At 74.7% G+C, this 21987-nt stretch carries 18 protein-coding genes; 11 read left to right on the top strand and 7 right to left on the bottom strand.

All coding sequences use genetic code 11. The features are described from left to right. Window positions 1-11 precede the first annotated feature (11 nt). Window positions 12-773 (bottom strand): ABC transporter ATP-binding protein, encoded by a 762-nt coding sequence (locus O7599_RS12750; RefSeq protein WP_281622269.1) that lies wholly within the window; start codon window positions 771-773, stop codon window positions 12-14. Window positions 774-982: 209 nt separating this feature from the next. Between O7599_RS12750 and O7599_RS12745 the strand changes: the two genes are divergently transcribed. The 3 genes from O7599_RS12745 to O7599_RS12735 all read left to right on the top strand — a co-directional run bounded on the left by O7599_RS12745 (window position 983) and on the right by O7599_RS12735 (window position 4435). Then, window positions 983-2569: a histidine kinase gene (locus O7599_RS12745; RefSeq protein ID WP_281622268.1), complete on the top strand. Its 1587-nt coding sequence runs from the start codon at window positions 983-985 to the stop codon at window positions 2567-2569. A gap of 67 nt (window positions 2570-2636) precedes the next feature. After that, complete coding sequence (locus O7599_RS12740; protein ID WP_101426320.1) at window positions 2637-3095, top strand: Rrf2 family transcriptional regulator; 459 nt, start codon at window positions 2637-2639, stop codon at window positions 3093-3095. Between the two features lie 80 nt (window positions 3096-3175). Then, the gene (locus O7599_RS12735; RefSeq protein WP_281622267.1) at window positions 3176-4435 is read left to right on the top strand and encodes a hypothetical protein; all 1260 of its coding nucleotides are present in this window, start codon (window positions 3176-3178) and stop codon (window positions 4433-4435) included. A gap of 71 nt (window positions 4436-4506) precedes the next feature. Here O7599_RS12735 and O7599_RS12730 read toward each other — a convergent pair whose 3' ends face one another. Next, window positions 4507-5358 carry an NAD(P)H-binding protein gene (locus O7599_RS12730; RefSeq protein WP_281622266.1) on the bottom strand — a complete coding sequence of 284 codons (852 nt, stop codon included), beginning with the start codon at window positions 5356-5358 and terminating at the stop codon, window positions 4507-4509. A 200-nt stretch (window positions 5359-5558) separates the two neighbouring features. Here O7599_RS12730 and O7599_RS12725 point away from each other — a divergent pair, with 200 nt between their 5' ends. Together O7599_RS12725 and O7599_RS12720 are read left to right on the top strand one after the other, a co-directional pair. Beyond that, window positions 5559-6401, top strand: a complete 843-nt coding sequence (locus O7599_RS12725) for an ABC transporter ATP-binding protein (protein ID WP_281622265.1) — start codon at window positions 5559-5561, stop codon at window positions 6399-6401. Window positions 6402-6404: 3 nt separating this feature from the next. Then, a complete protein-coding gene (locus O7599_RS12720; protein ID WP_281622264.1) occupies window positions 6405-7739 on the top strand; it encodes an FtsX-like permease family protein in 1335 nt (444 codons plus the stop codon). A 57-nt stretch (window positions 7740-7796) separates the two neighbouring features. Here O7599_RS12720 and O7599_RS12715 read toward each other — a convergent pair whose 3' ends face one another. The 3 genes from O7599_RS12715 to O7599_RS12705 all read right to left on the bottom strand — a co-directional run bounded on the left by O7599_RS12715 (window position 7797) and on the right by O7599_RS12705 (window position 10938). Then, the gene (locus tag O7599_RS12715; RefSeq protein ID WP_281622263.1) at window positions 7797-8555 is read right to left on the bottom strand and encodes a MerR family transcriptional regulator; all 759 of its coding nucleotides are present in this window, start codon (window positions 8553-8555) and stop codon (window positions 7797-7799) included. Window positions 8556-8636: 81 nt separating this feature from the next. Continuing rightward, window positions 8637-9404, bottom strand: a complete 768-nt coding sequence (locus O7599_RS12710) for a PIG-L deacetylase family protein (RefSeq protein ID WP_281622262.1) — start codon at window positions 9402-9404, stop codon at window positions 8637-8639. 139 nt (window positions 9405-9543) lie between these two features. Further along, window positions 9544-10938, bottom strand: a complete 1395-nt coding sequence (locus tag O7599_RS12705; RefSeq protein ID WP_281622261.1) for a glycoside hydrolase family 18 protein — start codon at window positions 10936-10938, stop codon at window positions 9544-9546. 176 nt (window positions 10939-11114) lie between these two features. On the opposite strand from O7599_RS12705, the gene mgtE reads away from it, so the two are divergent. The 5 genes from mgtE (at window position 11115) to O7599_RS12680 (ending at window position 17159) form a co-directional block, all read left to right on the top strand. Beyond that, the gene (gene mgtE, locus O7599_RS12700) at window positions 11115-12449 is read left to right on the top strand and encodes a magnesium transporter (RefSeq protein ID WP_281622260.1); all 1335 of its coding nucleotides are present in this window, start codon (window positions 11115-11117) and stop codon (window positions 12447-12449) included. Window positions 12450-12650: 201 nt separating this feature from the next. Further along, window positions 12651-13403, top strand: coding sequence for a GntR family transcriptional regulator (locus O7599_RS12695; protein WP_281622259.1), 753 nt, complete (start codon window positions 12651-12653; stop codon window positions 13401-13403). Window positions 13404-13593: 190 nt separating this feature from the next. Further along, a complete protein-coding gene (locus O7599_RS12690) occupies window positions 13594-13788 on the top strand; it encodes a hypothetical protein (RefSeq protein WP_281622258.1) in 195 nt (64 codons plus the stop codon). Window positions 13789-13893: 105 nt separating this feature from the next. Next, entirely contained in the window at window positions 13894-14409 is a 516-nt protein-coding gene (locus O7599_RS12685) for an ATP-binding protein (protein ID WP_281622257.1), read from the top strand. Window positions 14410-14624: 215 nt separating this feature from the next. After that, a complete protein-coding gene (locus O7599_RS12680) occupies window positions 14625-17159 on the top strand; it encodes a SpoIIE family protein phosphatase (RefSeq protein ID WP_281622256.1) in 2535 nt (844 codons plus the stop codon). 26 nt (window positions 17160-17185) lie between these two features. Here O7599_RS12680 and O7599_RS12675 read toward each other — a convergent pair whose 3' ends face one another. Continuing rightward, window positions 17186-17935: a PspA/IM30 family protein gene (locus tag O7599_RS12675; protein WP_281622255.1), complete on the bottom strand. Its 750-nt coding sequence runs from the start codon at window positions 17933-17935 to the stop codon at window positions 17186-17188. Window positions 17936-18008: 73 nt separating this feature from the next. Beyond that, window positions 18009-20153, bottom strand: coding sequence for a TPM domain-containing protein (locus O7599_RS12670; RefSeq protein WP_281622254.1), 2145 nt, complete (start codon window positions 20151-20153; stop codon window positions 18009-18011). Window positions 20154-20348: 195 nt separating this feature from the next. Here O7599_RS12670 and O7599_RS12665 point away from each other — a divergent pair, with 195 nt between their 5' ends. Beyond that, entirely contained in the window at window positions 20349-21677 is a 1329-nt protein-coding gene (locus O7599_RS12665; RefSeq protein ID WP_281622253.1) for an alkaline phosphatase family protein, read from the top strand. Window positions 21678-21987 lie beyond the last annotated feature (310 nt).

Genomic DNA, 21987 nt, shown 5'->3' with positions numbered 1-21987 from the left:
GCCCAGGGCGCTCACCGCGCCGCTCCGGCGGTCCCGGCCCCGGCGTCCGCGCTGTCCCGGGCGATCCGCCCGTCCACCAGCTCCACCGTCCGCGTCGCGCACGACTCCGCCAGCGTCAGGTCGTGCGTCACCAGCACGATCGTCTGCCCGTCCGCGTGCAAGTCCCGCAGCAGCTCCCGGACTTCCGCCCCCGACGCGGTGTCCAGCGCCCCCGTGGGCTCGTCGGCGAGCAGCAGCGACGGGCGGTTCATCAGCGCCCGCGCCACCGCCACGCGCTGCCGCTCGCCGCCCGACAGCCGCCCGGGGTACGCGCGGGCGTGCCGCTCGATGCCGAGGTACGCGAGGAGTTCCGCGGCCCGCGCGGCGGCGCGGGCCCGGGGCATGCCGGCCAACTGGGCCGGCAGCAGGACGTTGTCCGCGACGGTCAGGTCGTCGAGCAGGTTGAAGAACTGGAAGACCATGCCGACCGACGCCCTGCGGTACTTCGCCGACGCGCTCTCGCTCAGCTCGTCCACGCGCAGGCCGTCGACGGTGACGGTGCCGGCGTTCGGGCGGTCCAGGCCCGCGATGAGGTTGAGCAGCGTCGACTTGCCGCTGCCGGACGGGCCGAGGACGGCGAGCGTCTCCCCGGTGCGCACCGCGAGCGTCAGGTGGTCCAGCGCGGGCGGGCCCTCGTCGTACGTCCTGCTGACCCCGCGCAGGTCGATGAGTACCCCGGCACCGTGGTCTCTCTCGGGTTCGGTGCGTGCGGCGGTGTGCGGTGGTGCGGCCATGGCCCGGGTCCCTCCCCAGTTCGGCGGTCGGCGTGCGGCCAGACGCTAGGCGCGGCGGGGACGCGGGCACGTCGGCCGCGGTACGGAAGGTCCGTACCGCGTCCGGCCGACGGCGGGCGGCGTCATCCGCGCGGTGTAGGCGCCGGGTGGACGGCGGGTGGGTCGCGCGGTGGATCCGGCGGCACGGGGCGGCTTGGCACACTGAGGCGGTGACGTGGGCGGGTGCGGTCATCGGACGGTACGGGCGCGGCGTGGGGCGCGCGGTGGGCCGGGCGCGCGGGTGGTTCGCGCGGGGGCCCCGCGGCGCGGGCGGCGTGCGCGTGCCGCGGCTCTCCCGGTGGGCCTGGACCGCCGACGTCGCCCTCGCCCTCGTGCTGTCCGTCGGCACCGTCGTCGCCGACCTCGACCGCTCGTTCTACGAGCCGCGCCAGGACGCTCCGCAGGAGATCGTCCGCCTGCCCGCGCCGCCCCCCGGCCTGCCGGCCCTCCCGCCGCCCGGAGCCGAACCGCCCGCGGAGCCGCCCCCCGAGGGGACATACGCGCTGCCGCACGTCGTCGAGCACGTGCTGCCGCCCGCGCAGGGCTGGGAGTTGGTGCTCGCCGCGCTGACCGCCGTGCCGCTGGCCCTACGGCGCCGCTACCCGCTCGCCGCGTTCTGGGCGGTGCTCGGTGCGGCCACGGCGTTCCACCTGGGCGAGGTCGCCCGCGGCGCGACGGCGTTCGCGTTCGCCGCCGGGGTGGTCGCGGCGTACAGCGCGGTGATGTACAGCCCGTACCGCAGGAGCGCGCTGGCGAGCCTGCTCGCGGGGGTGCCGCTGTTCGCGGTGGCGGGTGTGGTGCCGGAGGTGGGGCGCGGCTTCGTACCGCTGCTGGTGCTGCTGCCGATCGGGCTGGCCGCCAACGCCATCCACACCTGGCAGCAGCGCGTACGCGCCCTCCAGGAGCAGCAGGAGGCGGCGACGAGGCTCGCTGTGGACCAGGAGCGGTCGCGGATCGCGCGCGAGCTGCACGACGTCGTCACGCACAACGTCAGCGTGATGACGATCCAGGCCGGGGCGGCGCGCAAGGTGCTGGACACCTCGCCGGAGCAGGCGCGGGAGGCGATGCGCGCCGTGGAGGCCGGCGGGCGGGCGGCGATGGCGGAACTGCGGCACGTCATGGGGCTGCTGACGATGGCGGCGGCGGAGCGCGAGGGGCACGACGGGGAGGGCCCCACGGCGGACCCGGCGGCGCGTCCGGCGGCGGAGGCGACGACGCTCCCGGGGCCGGCCCGCGCGGCGAACGGCGGCAGGGCCCACAAGAGCCACAAAGCCGGCCGCCGCCCGGCCTCCCCCACCGGGCCGCCCGGCGGCGCGAACCCGGCCGTCGCCGTCGACCTCGCCCCCCAGCCCGGCCTCGGCCAACTCGCCGCCCTCGCCGGGCGCGTACGCGACACCGGCGTCCCCGTCGAGGTGTCCGTGACCGGCGCCCCCGAGGCCCCGCTGCCCGCCGGCGTCGACCTCGCCGCGTACCGCGTCGTGCAGGAGGCGCTGACCAACGCCGTCAAGCACGCCGCCGGCGCCTCCGTCGCCGTCTCCGTCGCGCACGCGCCCGGCGAACTGCGCGTCGAGGTGACCGACACCGGCGGCCCGCCCACCGCCCGCGCCGCGGCCGGCAGCGGCCGGGGGCTCATCGGGCTGCGCGAGCGCCTCGCGGTCTACGGCGGTACGCTCCACGCCGCCCCGCGCCCCCGCGGCGGCTACCGCGTCCGCGCGGTGATCCCGCTCTCCGACGGCCCGCCCGGCACGCACAACTAGCGCACGGGCGGATGACGCGCACGCCCCTGGCGGAGCGGGGAGGCGCCATGCAGACATAATGACCGGCATGCGGATCTCGGCACGAGCAGACTACGCGGTGCGCGCGGCACTGGAGCTGGCGGCGGCGACGGAGGACGCCCCGGTCAAGGCGGAGGCCATCGCGGACGCGCAGGGCATTCCGCACAAGTTCCTGGAGAGCATCCTCGGCGACATGCGCCGCGGCCGGCTCGTGGTCAGCCAGCGCGGTGGCCGGGGCGGCTACCGCCTCGCCGCGCCCGCCGACGAGATCACTATCGCCGACGTCATACGAGTGGTGGAGGGCCCGCTGGTCTCCGTGCGCGGCGCCCGGCCGCCGGAGTTGTCGTACGTCGGGCCCGCGGAGTCGCTGCTGCCGCTGTGGATCGCGCTGCGCGTGAACGTGCGCAAGATCCTGGGGGAGGTCACGCTCGCGGACGTGGCGTCGGCGCGGCTGCCGGGGTACGTGCACGAGCTGGCCGAGGACCCCGACGCGTGGACGAACCCCTGAAGCCGTAGCGCACCCGCGGCCCGCCGTGCCACAGTGGCGGTCGCGTCTCCCCCCACGGACACCCGACTCCGAGGAGAGACGTGCCCGAGAACCGGCACATAGGCAGGCGAGCGCTGCTCGCGGGCGCGGCGGCCGGCGGCCTCGCCGCCGTGGCCCCGCAGACTCCGGCGAGCGCACGGGCCCGCCGGCCCGCGCGCCCCGGCCGCGCGGGACCGCGCGTCGTCGCCCGCCCGCTGGCCAACCCGGACGGCTCGCTGCCGATGACGCTCCTGTGGTACGTCCACGCCTCCGGCCGCGCCGTGGGCCGCGCGCTGGGGCCGGGCGGCGAGGAGGTGCAGGCGGCGTGGCAGGGCTCGCGGGTGCGGCGGCCCCGCGCGCTGCACGCGTCCGGTTCGTACACCCTCCAGGGCGTCAACGCGCGCGGCGCGCTGGTCGGTTACCACTACCTGCCGGACGAGAACCGCACGCAGGCCGTCGTCTGGTCCCGCGGCGGCGCGCCCCGGCGGGTCCTGCCGGGCGACGACTACCGCGCGTGGGGCACGCACATCGACGACCGGGGCCGGGTCCTCGTCCAGACCCAGACGGAGTTCCAGGCCGACCCCGAACTCCCGTCGCGCGGCGGCCTGTACGTCCTGCGCCCCGCCGGCTCCGCCGCGCCCGTCCGCATCACGCCGCCCGACCCGGAGGCGGTCAACGCGGCCCCCGACGCGCTCGGCAACGCCGGCCACGTCGTCGCCGGCCAGGTGCGCTTCATGGCCTGGTCGCGGGACCCGTTCCACTGGCACGACGGCACCGTCACCGAACTCAGCCGCCTCACCGGCGCGTACCGTCCGGTCTTCGGCGCGGGCGTCAACGACCGCGGCGTGGTGGCCGGTTCCGCGGAGGGCGACACGGGGGAGTGGCGGGCGTTCGTCTGGGACGGCGACCGCCTGACGGACTTCAGCCGCTTCGACGGCGGCGCCAGCAGCGTCCCCCTCGACGGCCGGTTCATCAACGCCCGCGGCGAGGTCGTCGGCCGCAGCAACGCCACCGACGGCCCCTTCCACTGGTCCCCCGCCGACGGCCTCACCGCCCTCCCCACCCTCCCGGAAGCCCTCTACGGCACTGAGGTCACGGCCCTCAACGACCGCGGCGACGCGGCCGGCCACTGCTACACGGAGGAGGGCCAGCGCGCGGTCTACTGGCGCGGCGGCCGGGTCGTCGACCTGGGCCTGCCGGCCGGGGCGGTGGAGAGCGAGGCGAGCTGGCTCACCCACACCGGCGAAGCCTGGGGAACGGCCTCGTTCCCCGACCCCTCGGGCGGCACGGTGACCCGCTGCTACCGCTGGACGGTCCACTGACCGACGCGGGGGCGCGGGACACGCGGCCGGCCCTGTTGGCTGACGCCCTGCTCGCGTGGCGGGTTGAGAGGTCAGCCGCCGAAGTCCGCCGCGTGGTCCCGTGCCCACTGCGCGAACGTGCGGGCCTTGTGGCCCGTCACCTCAGCCACCGTGTGCGTCACCGGCTCCGGGTCCGTCACCAGCCGGGCCTGGCCCGCCAGGATGCCGTCCGCGAACGACGGCGGCAGGCCCGCCGCCACGTACGCCTCGCGGGCGACCGCGGGCGGGGCCTCCTCGAAGCGGAGGTCGCGGCCCAGCGCGTCGCCGATCGTGCGGACCTGCTCGGCCTGGGTCAGGGTCTCCGGGCCCGTCAGGTGGTACGTCGCCGAGGCGTGGCCCGGGTGGGTCAGGGCGCGGATGCCGACCGCCGCCACGTCGGCCTCGTGGATGAGGGAGCGGCCCGCCCGCGCGTACGGGGCGCGGACCACGTCGCCCGTGCGGATCTGGTCCGCCCAGTGCAGGGTGTTGGCGGCGAAGCCGCCGGCGCGGAGCAGGGTCCACTCCAGCGGCGAGGCCCGGATCAGGCGCTCGATGGCGGTGTGGAAGCCGAGGATGCCCTCCGGCTCCTCGTCCGGGTCGTCGGAGGCGCCCCAGGCGGAGACGTACGCGATGCGGCGTACGCCCGCGGCGACCGCCGCGTCCAGGACGGCGGGGGCGGTCTCGGCGGTGGGCAGCGGCCAGACGAGGAGGAGCCCCGAGACGCCGGCGAAGGCCGGGCCCAGCGTCGCCGGGTCGGCGAGGTCGCCGCGTACGGCCTCCACCCCCGGCGGGAGGTCCGCGCGGGCGGGGTCGCGCACGAGGGCGCGTACGGGCACGCCCGCCCACTCCACCTGCGCGACCGCCTGACCTCCTACGTTGCCCGTCGCTCCGGTCACCAGGATCACGGTTCTTCCCCTCTCGTCGGTGGCACCTCCCACCCTCCGACCTGAACCGCGGTTGAGGTCAAACGCCGCCCGCACCCCCGGGGGAGGGTGCACGTAACACCACCCCCCATTGGGGTCGTGCGCCCAGTGCCCGCGCCCGTCACCGTCCGTAGCTTCGTAGTCAGGCACAGGGAGTGCCGCGATAACGAGGGGTGAACACGATGTTCGGACGCAACGAGCGCCGCGGGACCGCCGGCCCCGCCGACGGCGGCGCGCCGCACGAGGCGCTGCGCCTTGTCAAGGTGACCAAGGTCTACGGCACCGGCGGCGAGGAGGCGGCCGTCACCGCGCTCGACGGGGTGACGCTGAGCCTGCCCGCCGGGTCCTTCACCGCCGTGATGGGGCCCTCCGGCTCCGGCAAGTCGACGCTGCTGCAGTGCGCCGCGGGTCTTGACCGGCCCGACAGCGGCGTGGTGATGGTCGACGGCGCGGAGATGACCGGCGGCAGCGAGACGGAGCTGACGAAGTTCCGCCGCGAGCGGATCGGGTTCGTCTTCCAGCAGTACAACCTGCTGCCCACGCTGAACGTCGCGCAGAACATCGTGCTGCCGCTCAAGCTCGCCGGCCGCCGCGTCGACCGCGCCCGGGTCCGCGAGGTGCTCGCCCGCGTCGGGCTCGCCGACCGGATGCGGCACCGGCCCGACCAGCTCTCCGGCGGTCAGCGGCAGCGCGTCGCCATCGCCCGCGCGCTGGTCGCCGCGCCGAGCGTGGTCTTCGCCGACGAGCCGACCGGTGCCCTCGACACCCGCAGCGCCCGCGACGTGCTGGGCCTGCTGCAGGAGACCGTGCGCGTCGACCGCCGCACCGTGGTGATGGTGACGCACGACCCGGTGGCCGCCTCGTACGCCGACTCCGTCCTCTTCCTCGCCGACGGCCGGCTGGTGGGCCAGATGAACGCCCCGACCGCCGACGCCGTCGCGGAGCGGATGACCCACCTCGGCGACATGTACGAAGCCGGTCCCGCGCACCACGACCCGCGCAACTCCGCGCCGATGGGGGTCTGACCGATGTTCTCGCTCGCCATGCGCTCCATCCGGCAGCGGCCCGGCCGCTTCGCCGCCACGCTCCTGTCCGCCTTCCTCGGCGCGACGATCATCATGATGTTCAACTCCCTCCTCGACACCGCCGGCGCCGAGGGCGTCGACGACGTCAGCTCGGAGTCCCTGTCCACGGCCGCCATGGTCGTCGGCGGCTACGGCTCGCTGCTGGTGTTCTTCGCGGTCGCCTCGACCCTCACGGTCGCCGTACGGCAGCGCGCCACCGAGATCGACCTGCTGCGCTCCACCGGTGCGACGCCCGCGCAGATCACCAGGATGATCGTCGGCGAGGCGGCGGTCGTCGGCCTCGCCGGGTCGCTGCTGGCGATCGTGCCCGGCATGATCGGCGGCCGGATCCTGCTGGACATGTTCCAGGACAGCGGGCAGGTCGCGGACGACGTCGACCACGCCTTCGGCACCATCGCGCTGATGTCCGGCATCGACATCACGCTGCTGGCGTCGGTCGGCGCCGCGTTCCTCGCGGTGCGCCGGGCGACCAGGGCGCGCGAGCAGCGCGCCCCGCGGCGCCGGCTGCGCACCTGGGGCGGCTACACGGCGCTGGGCCTGGGCGCGGCCCTGTGCCTGACCACCTTCGCCCTCGGCGACGGGGGTCCGGAGGCCATGGCGCCGCCGGCGTACGGCGCGATCCTGCTGTCGGTCGGCTTCGCGGCCTTCTCGCCGGCGCTCCTCGGCGGGCTGCTGCGGCTCACCGGCGGGCTGCTGACCGCGTTCGGCGGGGGCAGCGGCTACCTGACGGTGCACGGGCTGCGGCAGCGGGCCGCGCAGTTGTCCGGGGTGCTGATGCCGATGGTCCTCTTCGTGGGCATCTCGGTCGCGACGCTGTACATGCAGTCCGTCGAGAACGACCACATCGAGGCCGCCGGGCTGACGCAGTCGGTGGACGACAAGAACCTGGAGACGCTGAACTTCGTGGTGGTCGGGATCATCGCGGTCTTCGCCTGCGTGATGCTCATCAACACGCTGTACGCGGCGACCTCGTACCGCAGCCGCGAGTTCGGCCAGCAGCGGCTGGCGGGCGCGACGCCCGGCCAGGTGCTGGCGGGCGTCGGCCTGGAGGGGCTGCTGCTGACGGTGACCGGGGTGTTCTTCGGGACGCTCGCGGCGGTGGCCGGGATCGTGCCCTTCACGGTGGCCCGTACGGACGACGTGCTGCCCGGGGCGGGGTACGGGATCTGGCTGGCGGTCGTGGCGGTGGCCGCGGCGGCGACCCTGGTCACCGCGCTGGGCACCGCGCGCCGGGTGCTGCGGACGCCGGCGGTCGAGACGGTCGCGCTGGCGGCGTGAGGGGGCGCAGCGAAGGGCCCGCCGACGGGGTCGGCGGGCCCTTCGGCGTGCCTGCGCCTAATCGAGGTGGCGCTCCGCGTACACCCGCATCGCGTCCCGTACGAAGACGGCCGTCCCCTCTCCGTGCGTGTCGTAGTGCGCGCCGAACCGCGGGTCGTCCACGTACATCCGGCCCAGCCCCGCGAACGCCTCCGCCGACGGCTCCTGCCCCTGCCAGCCCGCGCTGATCCACTCGTACTGGCGCCGCGTGATCTCCTGCGCCACCGCGCCGTCCGGCGCCTCGCCGGCGGCGTGCGCGGCGGCGAAGTCGCGGGCGATGTCGCGCTGGCGGCGCTGGAAGTCCCGCCGCTGCTCCTCGCTCAGCGAGCGCCACCACCGGTCGCCCCGCTCGTACGCGGCCTTCCCCCAGCGCCGCGTGACCTCCTCCTCGTACCGGGTGTGGTCGAACCCGTCGAGCACCTCTTCCGCCATGAGCGGCTCACCTTCCCTCAGCTTCCGCAGTGTGGTCTCCACCGACGCGATCTGCCGGCCGATCCGCCGCCGCTCCTGCTCCAGCAGCTCCAGGTGTGTGCCGAGCGCGGCCACGGCGTCCTCGGGACCGCCGCCGTCGAGCACGTCGGCGATGGCCGGAAGGCCGAGGCCGAGTTCGCGGAGCAGCAGGATGCGCTGCAGCCGGACGAGGGCGTGCTCGTCGTAGTAGCGGTAGCCGTTGGCCGCGACGCGGCTGGGGCGGAGCAGCCCCAGCTCGCCGTAGTGGCGCAGGGTGCGGCTCGTGGTGCCCGCGGTGCGCGCGATCTCCTGGATGGACCACTCCATGACGGGTGTGCTCCTCGGTCCGTGGCCGGCCGGCCGGACGGCCGGTGGGCTTTCACCGTAGAAGTTGACGTTGCGTCAAGGTCAACCGGCGGAGGCGTGCGACACCAGCTCGAAGCTCACGGCGAGGTCGGTGCCGCGGAGCCGGCCGGCCCCGGCGAGCATCTCCCCGATGAGGGTGCGGGCGTAGGCGTCCGGGTCCTTCTCGCCGAGACCGAGGATGTACGCGCGGTGCTCGGCGAGCGACGCCACGGCTCGGTCCCTTTCGGCCGCGGTGACGTCCTCGGCGTGAGTGGGGTACGGGGAGGCGGCGACGGCCGTCCAGCGGACGCCGCCCCACGGCGGCAGGCCCTCCGCGACCAGCTCGGGGAAGACCCAGCGGTTGCCGGCGTCGCCGACCGCGTCCAGCACGGACCGGCCGACCGCGCGGTGGTCGGGGGTGTTGCGGGGGGCGCCGGGACCCGGCGCCCAGGTGTCGTGGTGGTTGAGGGTGACGATCAGCTCGGGGCGGTGCCGGCGGATGGCGGCGGCGAGGTCGCGGCGCAGCGGCAGGCCCTCCTCGATCACGCCGTCGCGGTGGTCGAGGAACTCCAGCGCGGTCACGCCCGCGACCGCGGAGCTGGCCCGCTGCTCCGCCTCCCGCACCCGGGCGCTCTCGCCGGGCTCCAGCCCGTCGATCCCGGCCTCGCCGCGGGTGGCGAGCACGTACGCCACCTGCTTGCCGGCGTCCGTCCACTTCGCCACCGCGGCGGCGGTGCCGTACTCCAGGTCGTCGGGGTGCGCGACGACGGCGAGAGCCCGGTGCCAGTCGTCCGGAAGGGGCGCGAGGGCCGGCTGCGTGCTGTCTGTCATGCCGCCATGGTCACACGGCGTGCGGGCACCCCCCGCGCCGGGCGGTGCGGGCACCCCCCGCGCCGGGCGCCGGTCCCGCGGGGCGGACGGCCGGAGGCGGTGCCGGGCCCGGGGCCCGGCACCGCCTCGTCGGGACGGGTCAGTCCAGACCGCGGTCCAGGACGCGGTACAACTCGCCGTCGTCGTCGCCGTCCAGGGACCAGACCATCGCGCCGCCCAGGTCGCGGTCGTCGATGTACTCGGCCTTCTGGGCGATGACCTTCGGGTCGTCGTACGTCCAGAACGTGCTGCCGTCGAAGAGCCAGGCGTGGCCGCTCTCCTCGTCGCGGTGGACCTCGTACTCGCCCGAGGCCGCGAACTCCTTCAGCACCTTGTAGTCCTCGAAGCCCGCCTCCCAGGTGCCCGGCGCCGCGCCCGCGGCCGGCTGGTTGAAGCCGTCGCCGCCGCCTTCCACGCCTTGCCAGCCGCGGCCGTAGAACGGGATGCCGAGGACCAGCTTGTCCCGCGGCGCGCCGCGGCTCAGCCAGTCGTCGACGACCTGGTGCAGGCTGTCGTCGGGGGAGTGGATGGCGGACTGCTGGTTGGTGTTCTTCTCCCAGGCGCCGTGCAGGTCGTAGCCCTGGAGCGTGGCGTAGTCCAGCTTGGGGAAGATCTTGCGGGTCTCGTAGCCCGCGTCCATCGCGTTGGCGTTGGCCGGCAGGAACGCGGTGAGCAGCAGGTCCCGGCCGCGGCAGTCGCGCGAGCGCTCCGCCCGGTCGAGCTGCCGGCGGAACTCGGCGACGAGCGCGGTGAAGTTCTCCTTGTCCTCGGGGCGGTAGATCGTGTCGACGTCACCGGGGTAGTTCGGCCACTCCCAGTCCAGGTCGATGCCGTCGAAGACGCCCGCCGCGCTGCCCTCGCCGCCGCGGCCGTCGACCCGCGGCAGGTTGCCCTTGACGAACAGGTCGATGCAGGAGGACACGAACTCCCTGCGCGACTCGGGCGTACGGACCGCGTCCGAGAAGTGCGTGGACCAGGCCCAGCCGCCGAGCGACATCAGGACCTTCAGATCCGGGTACTTCGCCTTCAGCTCGCGGAGCTGGTTGAAGTTGCCCGCCAGCCGCTGCCGGGGCGAGTCGGCCCGGCCGTCGACGGACTCGGCGGCGGTCATGGTGCGCCGGTAGTCGGTGAAGGCGTCACCTTCGCCGGGGATGTCGTCCTCGAAGCACCTGCCGTCCGGGCTGACGTTGCCGAAGGCGTAGTTGAGGTGCGTCAGCCGCTTGGCGGTGCCGCTGGTGACGAGGTCCTTGACGAGGAAGTCGCGGTCCCTGGCGCCCCACTGGGTGAAGTAGCCGACGCGCCGGGCCTCGTCCCGGCCGCCGTGTCCGCCGCCCTTCTCGGCTTCCCCGGCCTGCCGGCCCGCGGCGGCGGAGGAGGGGGCCGGGGCCTCGCCGGGCGTCGCGGCGGTGGCGCCGGCCGTGGTGAGGCCGGGGGTGACCAGGAGGGACAGCGCACAGCCGGCCACGGCCAGGCGGCGCACGAGTCTTCGGTGCATGGAAACCCTCTTCTCGGGAGATCGCGCTTCTCTCGGGTGCGCCGAACGCTATTGGCCTAGACCAATAGGGGTCAAGGGTTCGTACGGTACGGCGCCCGCGGCACGTCCCTGCTCAGCGCGGTAATCCGCACGTCTAGGGTGAAGCCGGACAGCGGCCGGAGCGGAGGGAGGCACGGATGACCGCGGACACCGACCTCGGCGACCTCCTCGACGGCAACGACGTCGCCGGGCTGCAGGAGTGGCTCGCCGACCACCCCCCGCACGTCGTCGCCGACGAACTCGCCCGCGCCGACGAGGTCACCGCGGTCTTCTGCTTCCGGCTGCTGGAGAAGGACCGCGCGGTCGAGGTCTTCGAGGAACTGGGCGCCGGCGACCAGCAGAAGATCCTCGAAGGGCTGCGCGACCAGACCTTCCGGCACGTCGTCGAGGAGATGGACCCCGACGACCGCGCCCGTCTCCTCGGCGAGGCGCCCGCCAACTTCACCCAGCGCGTGCTGGCCGGCCTCAGCCCCCACGAACGCGCCCTGACAGCCCCGCTGCTCGGCTACGAACAGGACGCCGTCGGCCGGTACATGTCGCCGGAGCTGGTGCGGCTGAAGGAGCAGTCCACCGTCGCCGAGGCCCTGGAGCGGGTCCGCAGCCAGGGCCCGGACGCCGAGACCGTCTACACGCTGCCCGTCGTGGACGACCGCCGGCACCTGGTCGGCGTGGCCTCCCTGCGGGAGGTGGTGCTGGCCGCGCCGGGGCGCCCGCTCATCGAGCTGGTGGACACCGAGTTCCCGCGGGTCTACGCCACGGACAACGCCGAGACCGCCGCCCGCCTGATGCAGGAGGCCAACCTCCTGGGCCTGCCCGTCGTGGACAGCGAGGAGCGCGTCGTCGGCATCCTCACCGTCGACGACGCCATCGAGCTGATCGAGGAGGCGGACACCGAGGACGTGGCCCGGCAGGCCGGCGCCGAGCCCGTCGAGGGGCACTACCTGTCCGTCGGGGTCTTCCGGCTCGCCCGCGCGCGCATCATCTGGCTCTTCCTGCTGATCCTCGCCGCCACCCTCACCGCCGGCGTCCTCCAGGTGTTCGAGGGGGAGTTGCAGGAGGTGACCGCGCTGGCGGTGTTCATCCCGCTGCTCGTCGGCACCGGCGGAAACGTCGGCGCCCAGGCCGCGACGGGAGCCGTGCGCGCCCTCGCGGTCGGCGAGCTGCGCCCCGGCGACGTGGCCCGGGTGGCGTGGCGGGAGTGCCGGGTGGGGTTCCTGCTGGGGGTGGGGCTCGGCATCGTGGGCATCGTGCTGGCGACGATCATGACCGACGGGCGGATCGCGGTGACCGTGTCCCTGTCGCTGGTGCTGATCTGCTCGTGGGCGGCGTCGGTCGGCTCCGTGATGCCGCTGCTGGCCAAGCAGTTGGGGATCGACCCGGCGGTGATCTCCGCTCCGCTGGTGACCACCCTGGTCGACGCCACGGGGCTGGTGATCTACTTCCTCATCGCCCGCGCGGTCCTCGGTCTGTGAGTCCCGGTGGCTGCGCGGGGCGCACGCCCCGACACCCCCGCGCACACCCGTTGGCGAACGCGCTCCGTGAAGCTCTCCCCCGGGGTTGCGGGCTCCGGCCGCACGTTGCCAGGCTTTCGCGCGTGTTCAGGCCGGAACGGTGCAGGCCGCGGACGGCACGGACCGGGACGGCGACCGCGGCGACGGGGGTGTGAAGAAACGGTGCCTCTAGGTGAGCAGCCCGCCTATCTGCGGGTCGCCGCGGACCTGCGACGGAAGATCGTCAGCGGCGAACTGCCCCCGCACGCACGGTTGCCCTCCCAGGCCCGCATCCGCCGGCTGTACGGGGTCTCCGACACCGTCGCGCTGGAGGCGCGCAAGGTGCTGATGGCCGAGGGCCTGGTCGAGGGCCGGTCCGGGTCCGGCACGTACGTGCGCTCGCGGCCCGAGCCGCACCGGCTGGTCCGTACCGGCTACCGCGGCCTCGGCGACCTCACTCCCTTCCGCCAGGAGCAGGCCGACGAGTCGGTGCCCGGCTCCTGGGAGTCCCGCAGCGCACAGGAGCGCGCCGCCGGGGCCGTCGCCGCCCGGCTGCGCGTGCCGGCCGGCGACCCGGTGATGCGTACCCGCTACGTCTTCCGCTCGGCCGGCGAGCCCGTGCTCCTCTCCACGTCCTGGGAACCGCTGGCGCTGACCGGCCGCACGCCCGTGATGCTCCCCGAGGAGGGGCCGCTCGCCGGCCGCGGGGTGGTGGAGCGGATGGCGGCGATCGACGTCGTCGTGGACAACGTCGTGGAGGAAGTCGGCACCCGCCCCGGGCTGGCCGACGAGGCGCAGGCGCTGGGCGCCGTGCCGGGGCAGCCGGTGCTGTGCATCCAGCGGACGTTCTACGCCTCGGGGCTGGCGGTCGAGACGGCGGACGTCATCGTGCCGGCCGACCGCTACCGGATCAGCTACCACCTGCCCGTCAGGTAACCCCGGTCCCGGGCCCCTCTCCGGCCCCCTTTGATTCGAACTTTCGCCCGAGAGTGGCACTTCTCGTGTAAAGCCGTATGCGGGGAGTGAATGCCGGGCGTAAGCTCTGGCATATTCGGCAGGCACGGAGGGCGCCCGGGGCCGCAGTCGCCCCGTGCGTCCTGAGTAGCGATTCCTGGGGTGGGCATGTATGGGTGCGGGTGACAGCGGCGCCGCACGCCCGTGGGTCATCGTCCGCGAGGACGGCAACGGCAACCACTACCGCGTCGGCCGCTACGCCACGCGCGACGAGGCCGAGCGCGCGGTCTCCCGTTTCGGGCCCGCGGAGCAACGGCAGATATACCGGGTGGAGCTCGTCGGCGGCGGAGACGCCGACTCCGTGTAGCTTCGCGTGCGCATGCAGGTGATATTTTCGCCCAAAACGGGTATGTAACTACCACTCCCCTTAAGTCGGGCAGACCCGACAGAACATCGCTGGGATGTGGTAGGCGTGAGCAACCCCCCGTTCTTTCGTCACGCCGCCGTGTCGCCACTCTCCCCGTTCCCCCACCCGCCGTCCCTCACCGGCTTCGGTGACCCCCCGAGCACCGCGGGACCCGCCGGGCTCACCCCTCCCGCCGGCCCCGCCGAGTGGAGCTTCCCCGCCGACCCCGGCTGCGTGCGCACCGCCCGCGCCGTCGTCCGCGACACCCTGCGCACGTGGCGCCTCGATCCCCTGACCGACGTCGCCGTCCTGCTCGTCAGCGAACTCGTCACCAACTCCATGCGCTACGCCTCGGGACCCGTCGGCCTGCGTCTGCGCCCCGTCGGCGGGCCCGGCGCGGGCGGCGGCATCCGCGTCGAGGTCTCCGACACGCTGCCGGTGCCGCCGCTGCTGCGCGCCGCCGCACCGGACGAGGAAGGCGGCCGCGGCCTGCAGCTCGTCGCCAGCGTCTCGCTGCGCTGGGGAACCCGGTGCGGCGGAACGGGCAAGACGGTGTGGTTCGAGCTGGGGTCCGCTGGTTAGAACGTACGAGGGAGGCTTCTTCGGCGTACGGAAGGGGGCGCGCGGGGGCGCAGCGGCGGGTGCCGGGCGGGCACCACTTCGCAGACGCAGCGGTCAGGGACCGGAAGCGGTGGGGCGTTCCGAACCCGTGACCCGACCACCATGTTCCGGATACGGATCTTCCCGCATACTCTGCGGTGCGTACCCGGAGCAGGATCAGCAAAGGGGGCGGTCGCGTGGGAGCACCGTTCTGGCAGAGCAGTGCGCCGGGCTCCATCTATGACCACATCAAGGTGGCCTCCTTCGCACTGGACGCGGAGGGGCACATCGAGCAGTGGAGTGCCCGCGCCGAGGAACTCCTCGGCATCTCCGCCGCCGAGGTGCTGGGCTGCGACGCCGTCGAGGCACTGGTTCCCGAGGAACTGCGCGCGGACGTGGGGGAGAAGGTCGCCGAGATCCTCGACGGGCGGGAGTGGACCGGCCTGCTGCCCTACCGCAGACCGGCCGCGCCCGGCGCCGGCGGGGCCGGGCACTCCGCCGCCGACGGCATCGCCGAGCTGTACGTCATGCCCACCACCGGCGCCGGCGGCACCCGCGGCGCCGTGTGCCTCGCCGTCGACGCGTACGCGCTGCGCCGTATCGAGACCGACCTCGCCGCCTCGCAGGCCGTTTTCGGCCAGGCTCCCATGGGGTTCCTGCTGTTCGGCAGCGACCTGCGGCTCGTACGCGTCAACGAGCGGGTCGCCGCCGCCTTCGGCGGCACCGTCGCCTCCCACACCGGCCGCACGCCCCGCGACTACCTCCCGCGCGCCGAAGCCGAGCGCGTCACCGCCGCGCTCCGGCAGGTCCTCGACACCGGCGAGCCCGTCACCGACATGCAGATCCTCGGGCCCACCGCCGAGGAGCCGCAGACCAGTTCCGCCGCCCAGGCCGCCCAGGCCGCGCGCGAGGGGCAGCCGGGCGGCCTCAGGTGGTCCATATCGCTGTACCGCGTGCACAGCCGTACCGGCCGGCCCATGGGCGTCGCCGCCGTCGTCTCCGACGTCACCCGCCGCCGCCGCGCCGAGAGCGAGGCCGCCAGCGCCCGCCGCAACCTCGCGCTGCTCAACGAGGCCGGCGCCCGCATCGGCAACTCGCTCGACCTGGAGACCACCGCCCGCGAACTGCTCGGCGTCACCGTCCCGCAGTTCTGCGACATGGCCTGCGTCGACGTCTACCAGAGCCTCATCGACGGCGACGAGGGCCGCCCCGGCCTCGCCGACGGCAGCGCCGAGCTGCGCCGCGTCGCCTTCGCCAGCGCCGTCTCCGACGCCCCCGTCACCGCCGTCGGCTCCACCCACCGCTTCGACTTCCACTCCCCGCACGCCGCCGCACTGCGCACCGCGCAGGTACGCCGGGTGCCGGGCGGCGTCGACGAGGGTGACGGCGGGCTCGTGCAGACGACGCTCGCCGTGCCGCTGGTCGCCGGGGACACCGTCGTCGGGCTCGTGCAGTTCTCGCGCGCCCGCGGCAGCGAGGACTTCGGCGAACGCGACGCCGCCCTCGGCGCGCAGCTCGCCGCCCGCGCCGCCGTCTGCATCGACAACGCCCGCCTCTACCGCCGCGAGCACTCCCGCGCCCTCATCCTCCAGCGCAGCCTGCTCCCGCCCGGCGACCCCGAGGCCGCGGGCCTCGACATCGCCTGCCGCTACCTGCCCGGCAACACCGCCACCGAGGTCGGCGGCGACTGGTTCGACGTCATCGATCTGCCCGGCCACCGCACCGCGCTCGTCGTCGGCGACGTCATGGGCCGCGGCCTGCGCGCCGCCGTCGCCATGGGCGAACTGCGCACCGCCGTACGCACCCTGGCCATGCTCGACCTGGAGCCGGCCGAGGTGCTCGCCGCCCTCGACGAGATCGCCGGCGGCCTCGGCGGCGTCTCCGACGAGGTCTACCTCGCCACCTGCTCGTACGTCGTCTACGACGCCGTCACCCGGCGCTGCACCTTCGCCAACGCCGGCCACCTGCCGCCGGCCGTCGTCGAACCCGGGGAGCCGCCGCTGCTGCTGGAGGTGCCGACGGGCATGCCGCTGGGCGTCGGCGGCGAGCCCTTCGAGGAGGTCGAGGTCGAACTGCCGGACGGCGCGCTCCTCGCCCTCTACACCGACGGCCTCGTGGAGTCCCGCGACCACGGCCTGGACGAGGGCCTGGAGGAGTTCCGCAAGTCGCTCTCCGACAACGCGCAGCCGCTGGAGGACGTCTGCGACCACGTACTCGACACGCTCTACACCCGGCACGGAGAGGACGACATCGCCCTGTTGATGGCCCGCATCCGCGGCCTGCCCGCCGACGCCGTCGGCGACTGGCGGCTGCCCGCGGAACCCCGCTCGGTCGCGCTCGCCCGCGAACACGCCCGCACGCAGCTCGCCGCCTGGCACCTGGAGCCGCTGATCGACACCACCGAGCTGCTCGTCAGCGAGCTGGTGACGAACGCGCTCCGGCACGGCGAGGGCGGCCGCAGCGGCGGCGGCGAACCGGAGATCCGGCTCCGCCTGCTGCTGGACCGCACGCTGGTGTGCGAGGTGTGGGACAGCAACCTGGTCCAGCCGCGCCGCCGCCGCGCCCGGGACACCGACGAGGGCGGGCGCGGGCTGCAGTTGGTCAGCATGCTCAGCCGGAACTGGGGCAGCAGGCGCACGCACCGCGGCAAGACGGTCTGGTACGAACTGGCCCTCCCGGGCAGCGGCCCGCTCCCGGAACCGGACGCGGAAGCACTGTTCTCGGCGTTCTGAACCGCCCGCCGGGGTCGCGGCGGGGGTCAGGCGGCGGCGCGGCCCGCGTCGGTGCGGGGGGCGTCGCCGGCTTTCAGTTGCGCCAGCCGGGCGTCGACCTCCACCTGCTTGCCCAGGTCCTCCAACTGCTCGAACTGCGCGTCCAGGGACGAGTCCGCCAGCTCCGCCCGGCCCCGCGCGCGGGCCTCCTCGCGGCGGACCTTCGCCTCGAAGCGGCCCAGGTCGGCGGTGGGGTCGGTGACGTCCATGCTCGCGACGGCGTCGAGCATCCGGTGCTGCGCCTCCGCCGTCTTCGCGCGGGCCACGAGCCGGTCGCGCCGGGAGTCGAGGTCCGTCAGCTTCTCCCGCATGGCGTCGAGGTTCTGCTTCAGCTTCTCCACCACCTCCGTCTGCGCGGCGATCAGCGGCTCGGCGGCCGTCGCCTCCCCCTCGGCGGTGATCTGCCGCTCCAGCGCCTTGCGGGCCAGGTCGTCGAACGTCCCGGCCCCCGCCGCGTCACCGCCGGCGCGCAGCTCGTCGGCCTTGCGGCTGGCGGCGAGTGCCTTGGCCCCCCACTCGTCGGCGGCGCCGGTGTCCTCCTTGTGGTCCGCCTCCATCAGGCGGAGGTTGCCGATGGTGGTGGCGACGGCCTGCTCGGCCTCGCGGATGTTGTTGGCGTAGTCCCGGATGAGCTGGTCGAGCATCTTCCGCGGGTCCTCGGCCTGGTCGATGAGCGCGTTGACGTTGGCGCGCGCGAGCTGGAGGGTGCGGCCGAGGACGGTCTGCTTGCCGGTCATGGGTTCTCCTTCGGTCTGGTGGGTGCACGCGCGGGGCGCGGGCCGGTCGCGTACCGCGTACTCCTGGAAGCTCCTAGAAGCGGCCTCCGCCGCCCATCCGCCCCCGGGTACCCCCGCCGCCGAAGCTTCCCGGACCGCGGCCGGAGCCGCCTCCGAAGCCGCCGCCCCGGCGCCCCCCGAAGCCGCCGAGCATGCCGCCGAGGATGATCCCGCCGAGCATCCCCGTGCCCATGCCGCCGCGTCCGCCGCCGAAGGGCCCGTCGTAGCCGCGCCCGTAGCCGCTGCCGTACGGGCCGCCGAAGGGTCCGCCGCCGTACGAGCCGTCGAAACCCCGGACGTCCTGCTCCGCCAGCCGCTGCGCCTCGCGGCCGAGTTCGTCCGCGCGCTGCGCGTGCCGCAGGGCGCCGGCCGGGTCGGTGCCGGCGTGCTCCTCGGCCTGTCCGAGGTGCCGCTCGCCCTCGCCCAGCCGGGTACGGGCCGCGGGGCCGATGCCGCCGCGGTGGGTGGTGACGAAGTCCCGGGCGGCGGCCACCGAGCTGCGCGCGCCGACCAGCGCCTGGTCCAGCAGCCGCCGCGCCCGCCGCTCCGCCTCCTCCCGCTCCCGGGCCCCGGCGAGCTCCTCCTCCAGCGCCGCGTCCGCCTCCTCCACGCGGCGCAGCGCGGCCAGCGGGTCGTACGGCCCGTCCGCCCTCTCCTGCTCCACCTCCGCCAGCACCGTCTGCGCCCGCGCGACCCGGCCCTGCAGACCGGCGCTCGACTCGCCCGCGGCCGTGCCCCGCACCACGCCCTGCGCGTCGGCGAGGTCCGCGCGGATGTCGCGCACCGCGTCGGCGAGCCGCGCCGCGGCCTCGCGCAGCTCGCGCTCGCGGCGTTCGACGGCGTCGACGAGGGTGCCGGCCTGGTCGACGGCGCTCTCCGCGGCCCGTACGTGGACGGCGGTCGTGGCCGGGTCGTCGGCGCCGAGGGCGGTGCGGGCGTGGGTGAGGTTCTCGGTGGCGAACTGCAGCCGGTCGCGGGCCGCGGCGGGGTTGCCGGCGACGGCGGCGACGGCGGCGGGCGCGTAGGCGCCGGCCAGATCGGTGAGCGTGCCCTCGGCGGCGCCGATCCGGTCCGGGAGCCGCTGCGCCGCCGCCTCCGCCGTGGCGAGCACCTCCGGGGCCCGCGACACCATCGCGCGCAACCGGTCGAAGGCGTCGGACTCGGCGTCGAGCCGGGCGTTGGCGTCGGTGCAGCGCGTGACGATCTCCTCCAGCATGGTGCGGCGCACGGCGTCGTCCTCGGGGGACGCGTCGTCGAGGGCCTGGCGGAGGCGGAAGGCGGCGGTCAGCTCGGCCCGGGCGTGGTCGACGGCCTCGGCGAAGGGCCGGGCGGTCTCCTCGCCGAACTGGGCGGTGGCGAAGCCGAGTTCCTCCTGGCTGGTACGGAGGGCGTCGTCGGTCTCGACCAGGAGGTCCCGGGCGCGGGCGTCGAGGTCGGGCAGGGGGGTGGACGGGGGCGTGATCGGGCCACCGGGCCGCAGGTGCACCTTTTTCCGGGGGGCCGGCCTCCGCCGCCGGTAGAAGAACACGCCGAGGACCACGACGACGACGGCGACGACCGGCACCACGAAGTCGGTGGCGCTGGCGTCGCCCTCGGCGGACTCGCCGCCGGGATCACCGCCGGGGTCGGTGGGCCCGGGGGTGACGTCGGGCGGGGGCACCTGCCGTCCGTCGAGCACGGCGGCGTACCCGTCGGCCCCGCCGACGGCCGCGCCGGCCCAGTCGTTCTGCCGCAGGGCGGGCTCGATGGCCCGGGCGTTGACGGCGTCGACGTCGCGCTGGGACAACCCGGAGCCGGTGGCGGCGGAGACGGCGTACTGGCGGTCGCCGGTGGCGACGGCGAGCAGGACGTCGCGCTGCCCGAGGCCGTTCCTCTCGGCGGTGGCGTCGGCCCAGTCCTGGGCGGAGAAGCCGGAGAAGTCGCGTACGTAGGCGACGAAGAGCTGGGTCCGCTGCTCGCGATCGAGCCGTTCGAGTGCGTCGGCCACCTCGCCGCGGCGGCCCCGGAGGGCGTCGACGCGGTCGGTGATCTGCCCGTCGCGGTCGAGGGGGAGGGGGTCGGTGGCGTAGGCGACCGGGGCGGGACGGGTCGCGGTGGTCGCGGTGGTCGCCACGGCGGCGGGCAGCAGCGCGAGGGCCGCGGCCGTGGTGAGCCGGGCGGCCAGCAGCCGTCTCCGCATGCGCGCGCCTCCCGCACCGGTACGCGCCGGATGTCGGCACGCCCTGTGCGGGAGGTTATGCGGCTTTTATCCGCTCCGCATCCGGAGCCCGGGGTGTGCCCCGGGGGGCTCACCTGGGCGTTGTCGCGTTCTGTTCACCGGTCCGCCCGGCGGAGGGCACACTCCGGTCCGGGCTCGGCGCATTCACTGCCGCTCATGCGTACAAAGATCCGCCCCAGAACCCTGCTCACGAGGTTCGGTGCCGCTGCTCTCGTCCTGCTCACGGCCGTGGCGACGGTGTCGGTCTCCGACGACTCCGCCGCGGCCGGCCGGCCCGCCGGGCCCGCCGGGAATGCTGACGACAGGCCCCCGGCCGACCACGTCGTCTTCCTCGGTCTCGACGGCTTCGACTACGAGTACCTGGACGACGTGCCGATGCCGAACCTCCAGGACCTGCTGCGGCGCGGCACCGTGGCCAAGTCCAGGGGCGTGATGACGTCGATCACCAACCCGTCGTGGTCCTCGATCGCGACGGGCGCCTGGCCCGCGACCCACCGGAACACCGCCTACTGGTTCGACAAGTCCACCCACACCGCCCGCGGCCAGCAGCGGGACCTGGCGGTGCCGACGGTCGCCCAGTCGATTCGCGAGCAAGGGGGCACCGTCTTCTCCTCGCAGTGGTTCATCGTGCAGAACTACGGCACCTCGTACGGGGACACCGAGGGTCTTTACACCGACGGTGGCGACTGCCCCACCCGGGTCGGCCGGGCCGTCGCCGTCATGGAGGGCCGCCCGGTCAGTTCCGGCGGGAAGGACGTCACCCTGCCCCGCATTCCCGAGCTGATGGCCGCCTACTGCGACGACCTGGACGCACTCGGGCACGCGGGCGGCAGCATCCACCCGGAGATCCCCGACAGGCTGCGGATGATCGACGAGCAGATCGGGCGTCTCGTCCAGGCGGCCAGGAACGCCGGCATCTACGACCGGACCGCGTTCGTCATCACCGGTGACCACGGCATGACCACCTTCCAGCAGGGCATGGCGCCGGAACTGCTGAAGGCCATCGGCGACGCCGGCTACCAGGCCGAGATCCTGACCTCCGGCAAGCAGCCCGGGCCCGGGACCGACGCGGCCCTCGTGATCGGCGGGTCCGGTGACCTGACGCTGCTGGGTGACGCCGCCGACGACCCGTGGGCGCTGCCCCGCATCCGCCGCGCCGTGGAGAGCCTGCCCCACGTGGCGGCCACCTACGACAAGCGGACGCAGAAGCGGATGCACATGAGCCTGAACCACGGCGACCTGGTCATCGAGCCCGAGGAGGGCTGGAGCCTCGGCGAGACGACGCCCGCGCCCGTGGGCCGGCACGGTACGACGCAGGAGCTGGACGTCCCGCTGGTCCTCGCCGGTGCCGGTGTCAGTAAGTGGATCAAGCCGTGGCACCCCCGGCACATCGACATCGCCCCCACGATGTCCGCCCTGCTCGGCATGGAGCCGCCGGCCGGCGCGGAGGGCCGGGTACTGCGCGAGTCGGTACGCCCGCGCTGAGCACCCGTCAAGTCCGCCTGCCCCGGTCCGGGAGGGGTCCCCGGGTGTGGATGGAATCATCCGTTGCATGAAGCGATGGCAAGCTGCATTAGGGCTCCTGCTCTGCCTCTCTGCCGTACAGCAGAGTGCCGACCCGAACAGTGAACTGTCCCCCCTCTGGGGGGACGCCGGACTGCTGGGGGCGGTGGTCTTCATCGTTCTGCTGATCAAGGGCCCCAGAAAGAGGCGGAGCGTCGGTCACCAGAGGGCAGCGGGGGAGGGTACGGCGGGAAGGCAAGCGGGCGAGTGACCGCGGGACCCCGTAGGGCCC

The organism is Streptomyces sp. WMMC500 (genome assembly GCF_027497195.1).
GTDB lineage: Bacteria > Actinomycetota > Actinomycetes > Streptomycetales > Streptomycetaceae > Streptomyces.
This window is presented reverse-complemented; position numbering and strand designations above follow the sequence as displayed.

Excerpts from the sequence above, each read along its gene's own strand:
- O7599_RS12720 (WP_281622264.1), top strand. The coding sequence starts at position 6,405 with ATGTTCTCGCTCGCCATGCGCTCCATCCGGCAGCGGCCCGGCCGCTTC.
- O7599_RS12750 (WP_281622269.1), bottom strand. The coding sequence starts at position 773 with ATGGCCGCACCACCGCACACCGCCGCACGCACCGAACCCGAGAGAGAC.
- O7599_RS12675 (WP_281622255.1), bottom strand. The coding sequence starts at position 17,935 with ATGACCGGCAAGCAGACCGTCCTCGGCCGCACCCTCCAGCTCGCGCGC.
- O7599_RS12705 (WP_281622261.1), bottom strand. The coding sequence starts at position 10,938 with ATGCACCGAAGACTCGTGCGCCGCCTGGCCGTGGCCGGCTGTGCGCTG.
- O7599_RS12665 (WP_281622253.1), top strand. The coding sequence starts at position 20,349 with ATGCGTACAAAGATCCGCCCCAGAACCCTGCTCACGAGGTTCGGTGCC.
- O7599_RS12670 (WP_281622254.1), bottom strand. The coding sequence starts at position 20,153 with ATGCGGAGACGGCTGCTGGCCGCCCGGCTCACCACGGCCGCGGCCCTC.
- O7599_RS12690 (WP_281622258.1), top strand. The coding sequence starts at position 13,594 with ATGGGTGCGGGTGACAGCGGCGCCGCACGCCCGTGGGTCATCGTCCGC.
- O7599_RS12715 (WP_281622263.1), bottom strand. The coding sequence starts at position 8,555 with ATGGAGTGGTCCATCCAGGAGATCGCGCGCACCGCGGGCACCACGAGC.
- O7599_RS12725 (WP_281622265.1), top strand. The coding sequence starts at position 5,559 with ATGTTCGGACGCAACGAGCGCCGCGGGACCGCCGGCCCCGCCGACGGC.
- mgtE (WP_281622260.1), top strand. The coding sequence starts at position 11,115 with ATGACCGCGGACACCGACCTCGGCGACCTCCTCGACGGCAACGACGTC.
- O7599_RS12740 (WP_101426320.1), top strand. The coding sequence starts at position 2,637 with ATGCGGATCTCGGCACGAGCAGACTACGCGGTGCGCGCGGCACTGGAG.
- O7599_RS12710 (WP_281622262.1), bottom strand. The coding sequence starts at position 9,404 with ATGACAGACAGCACGCAGCCGGCCCTCGCGCCCCTTCCGGACGACTGG.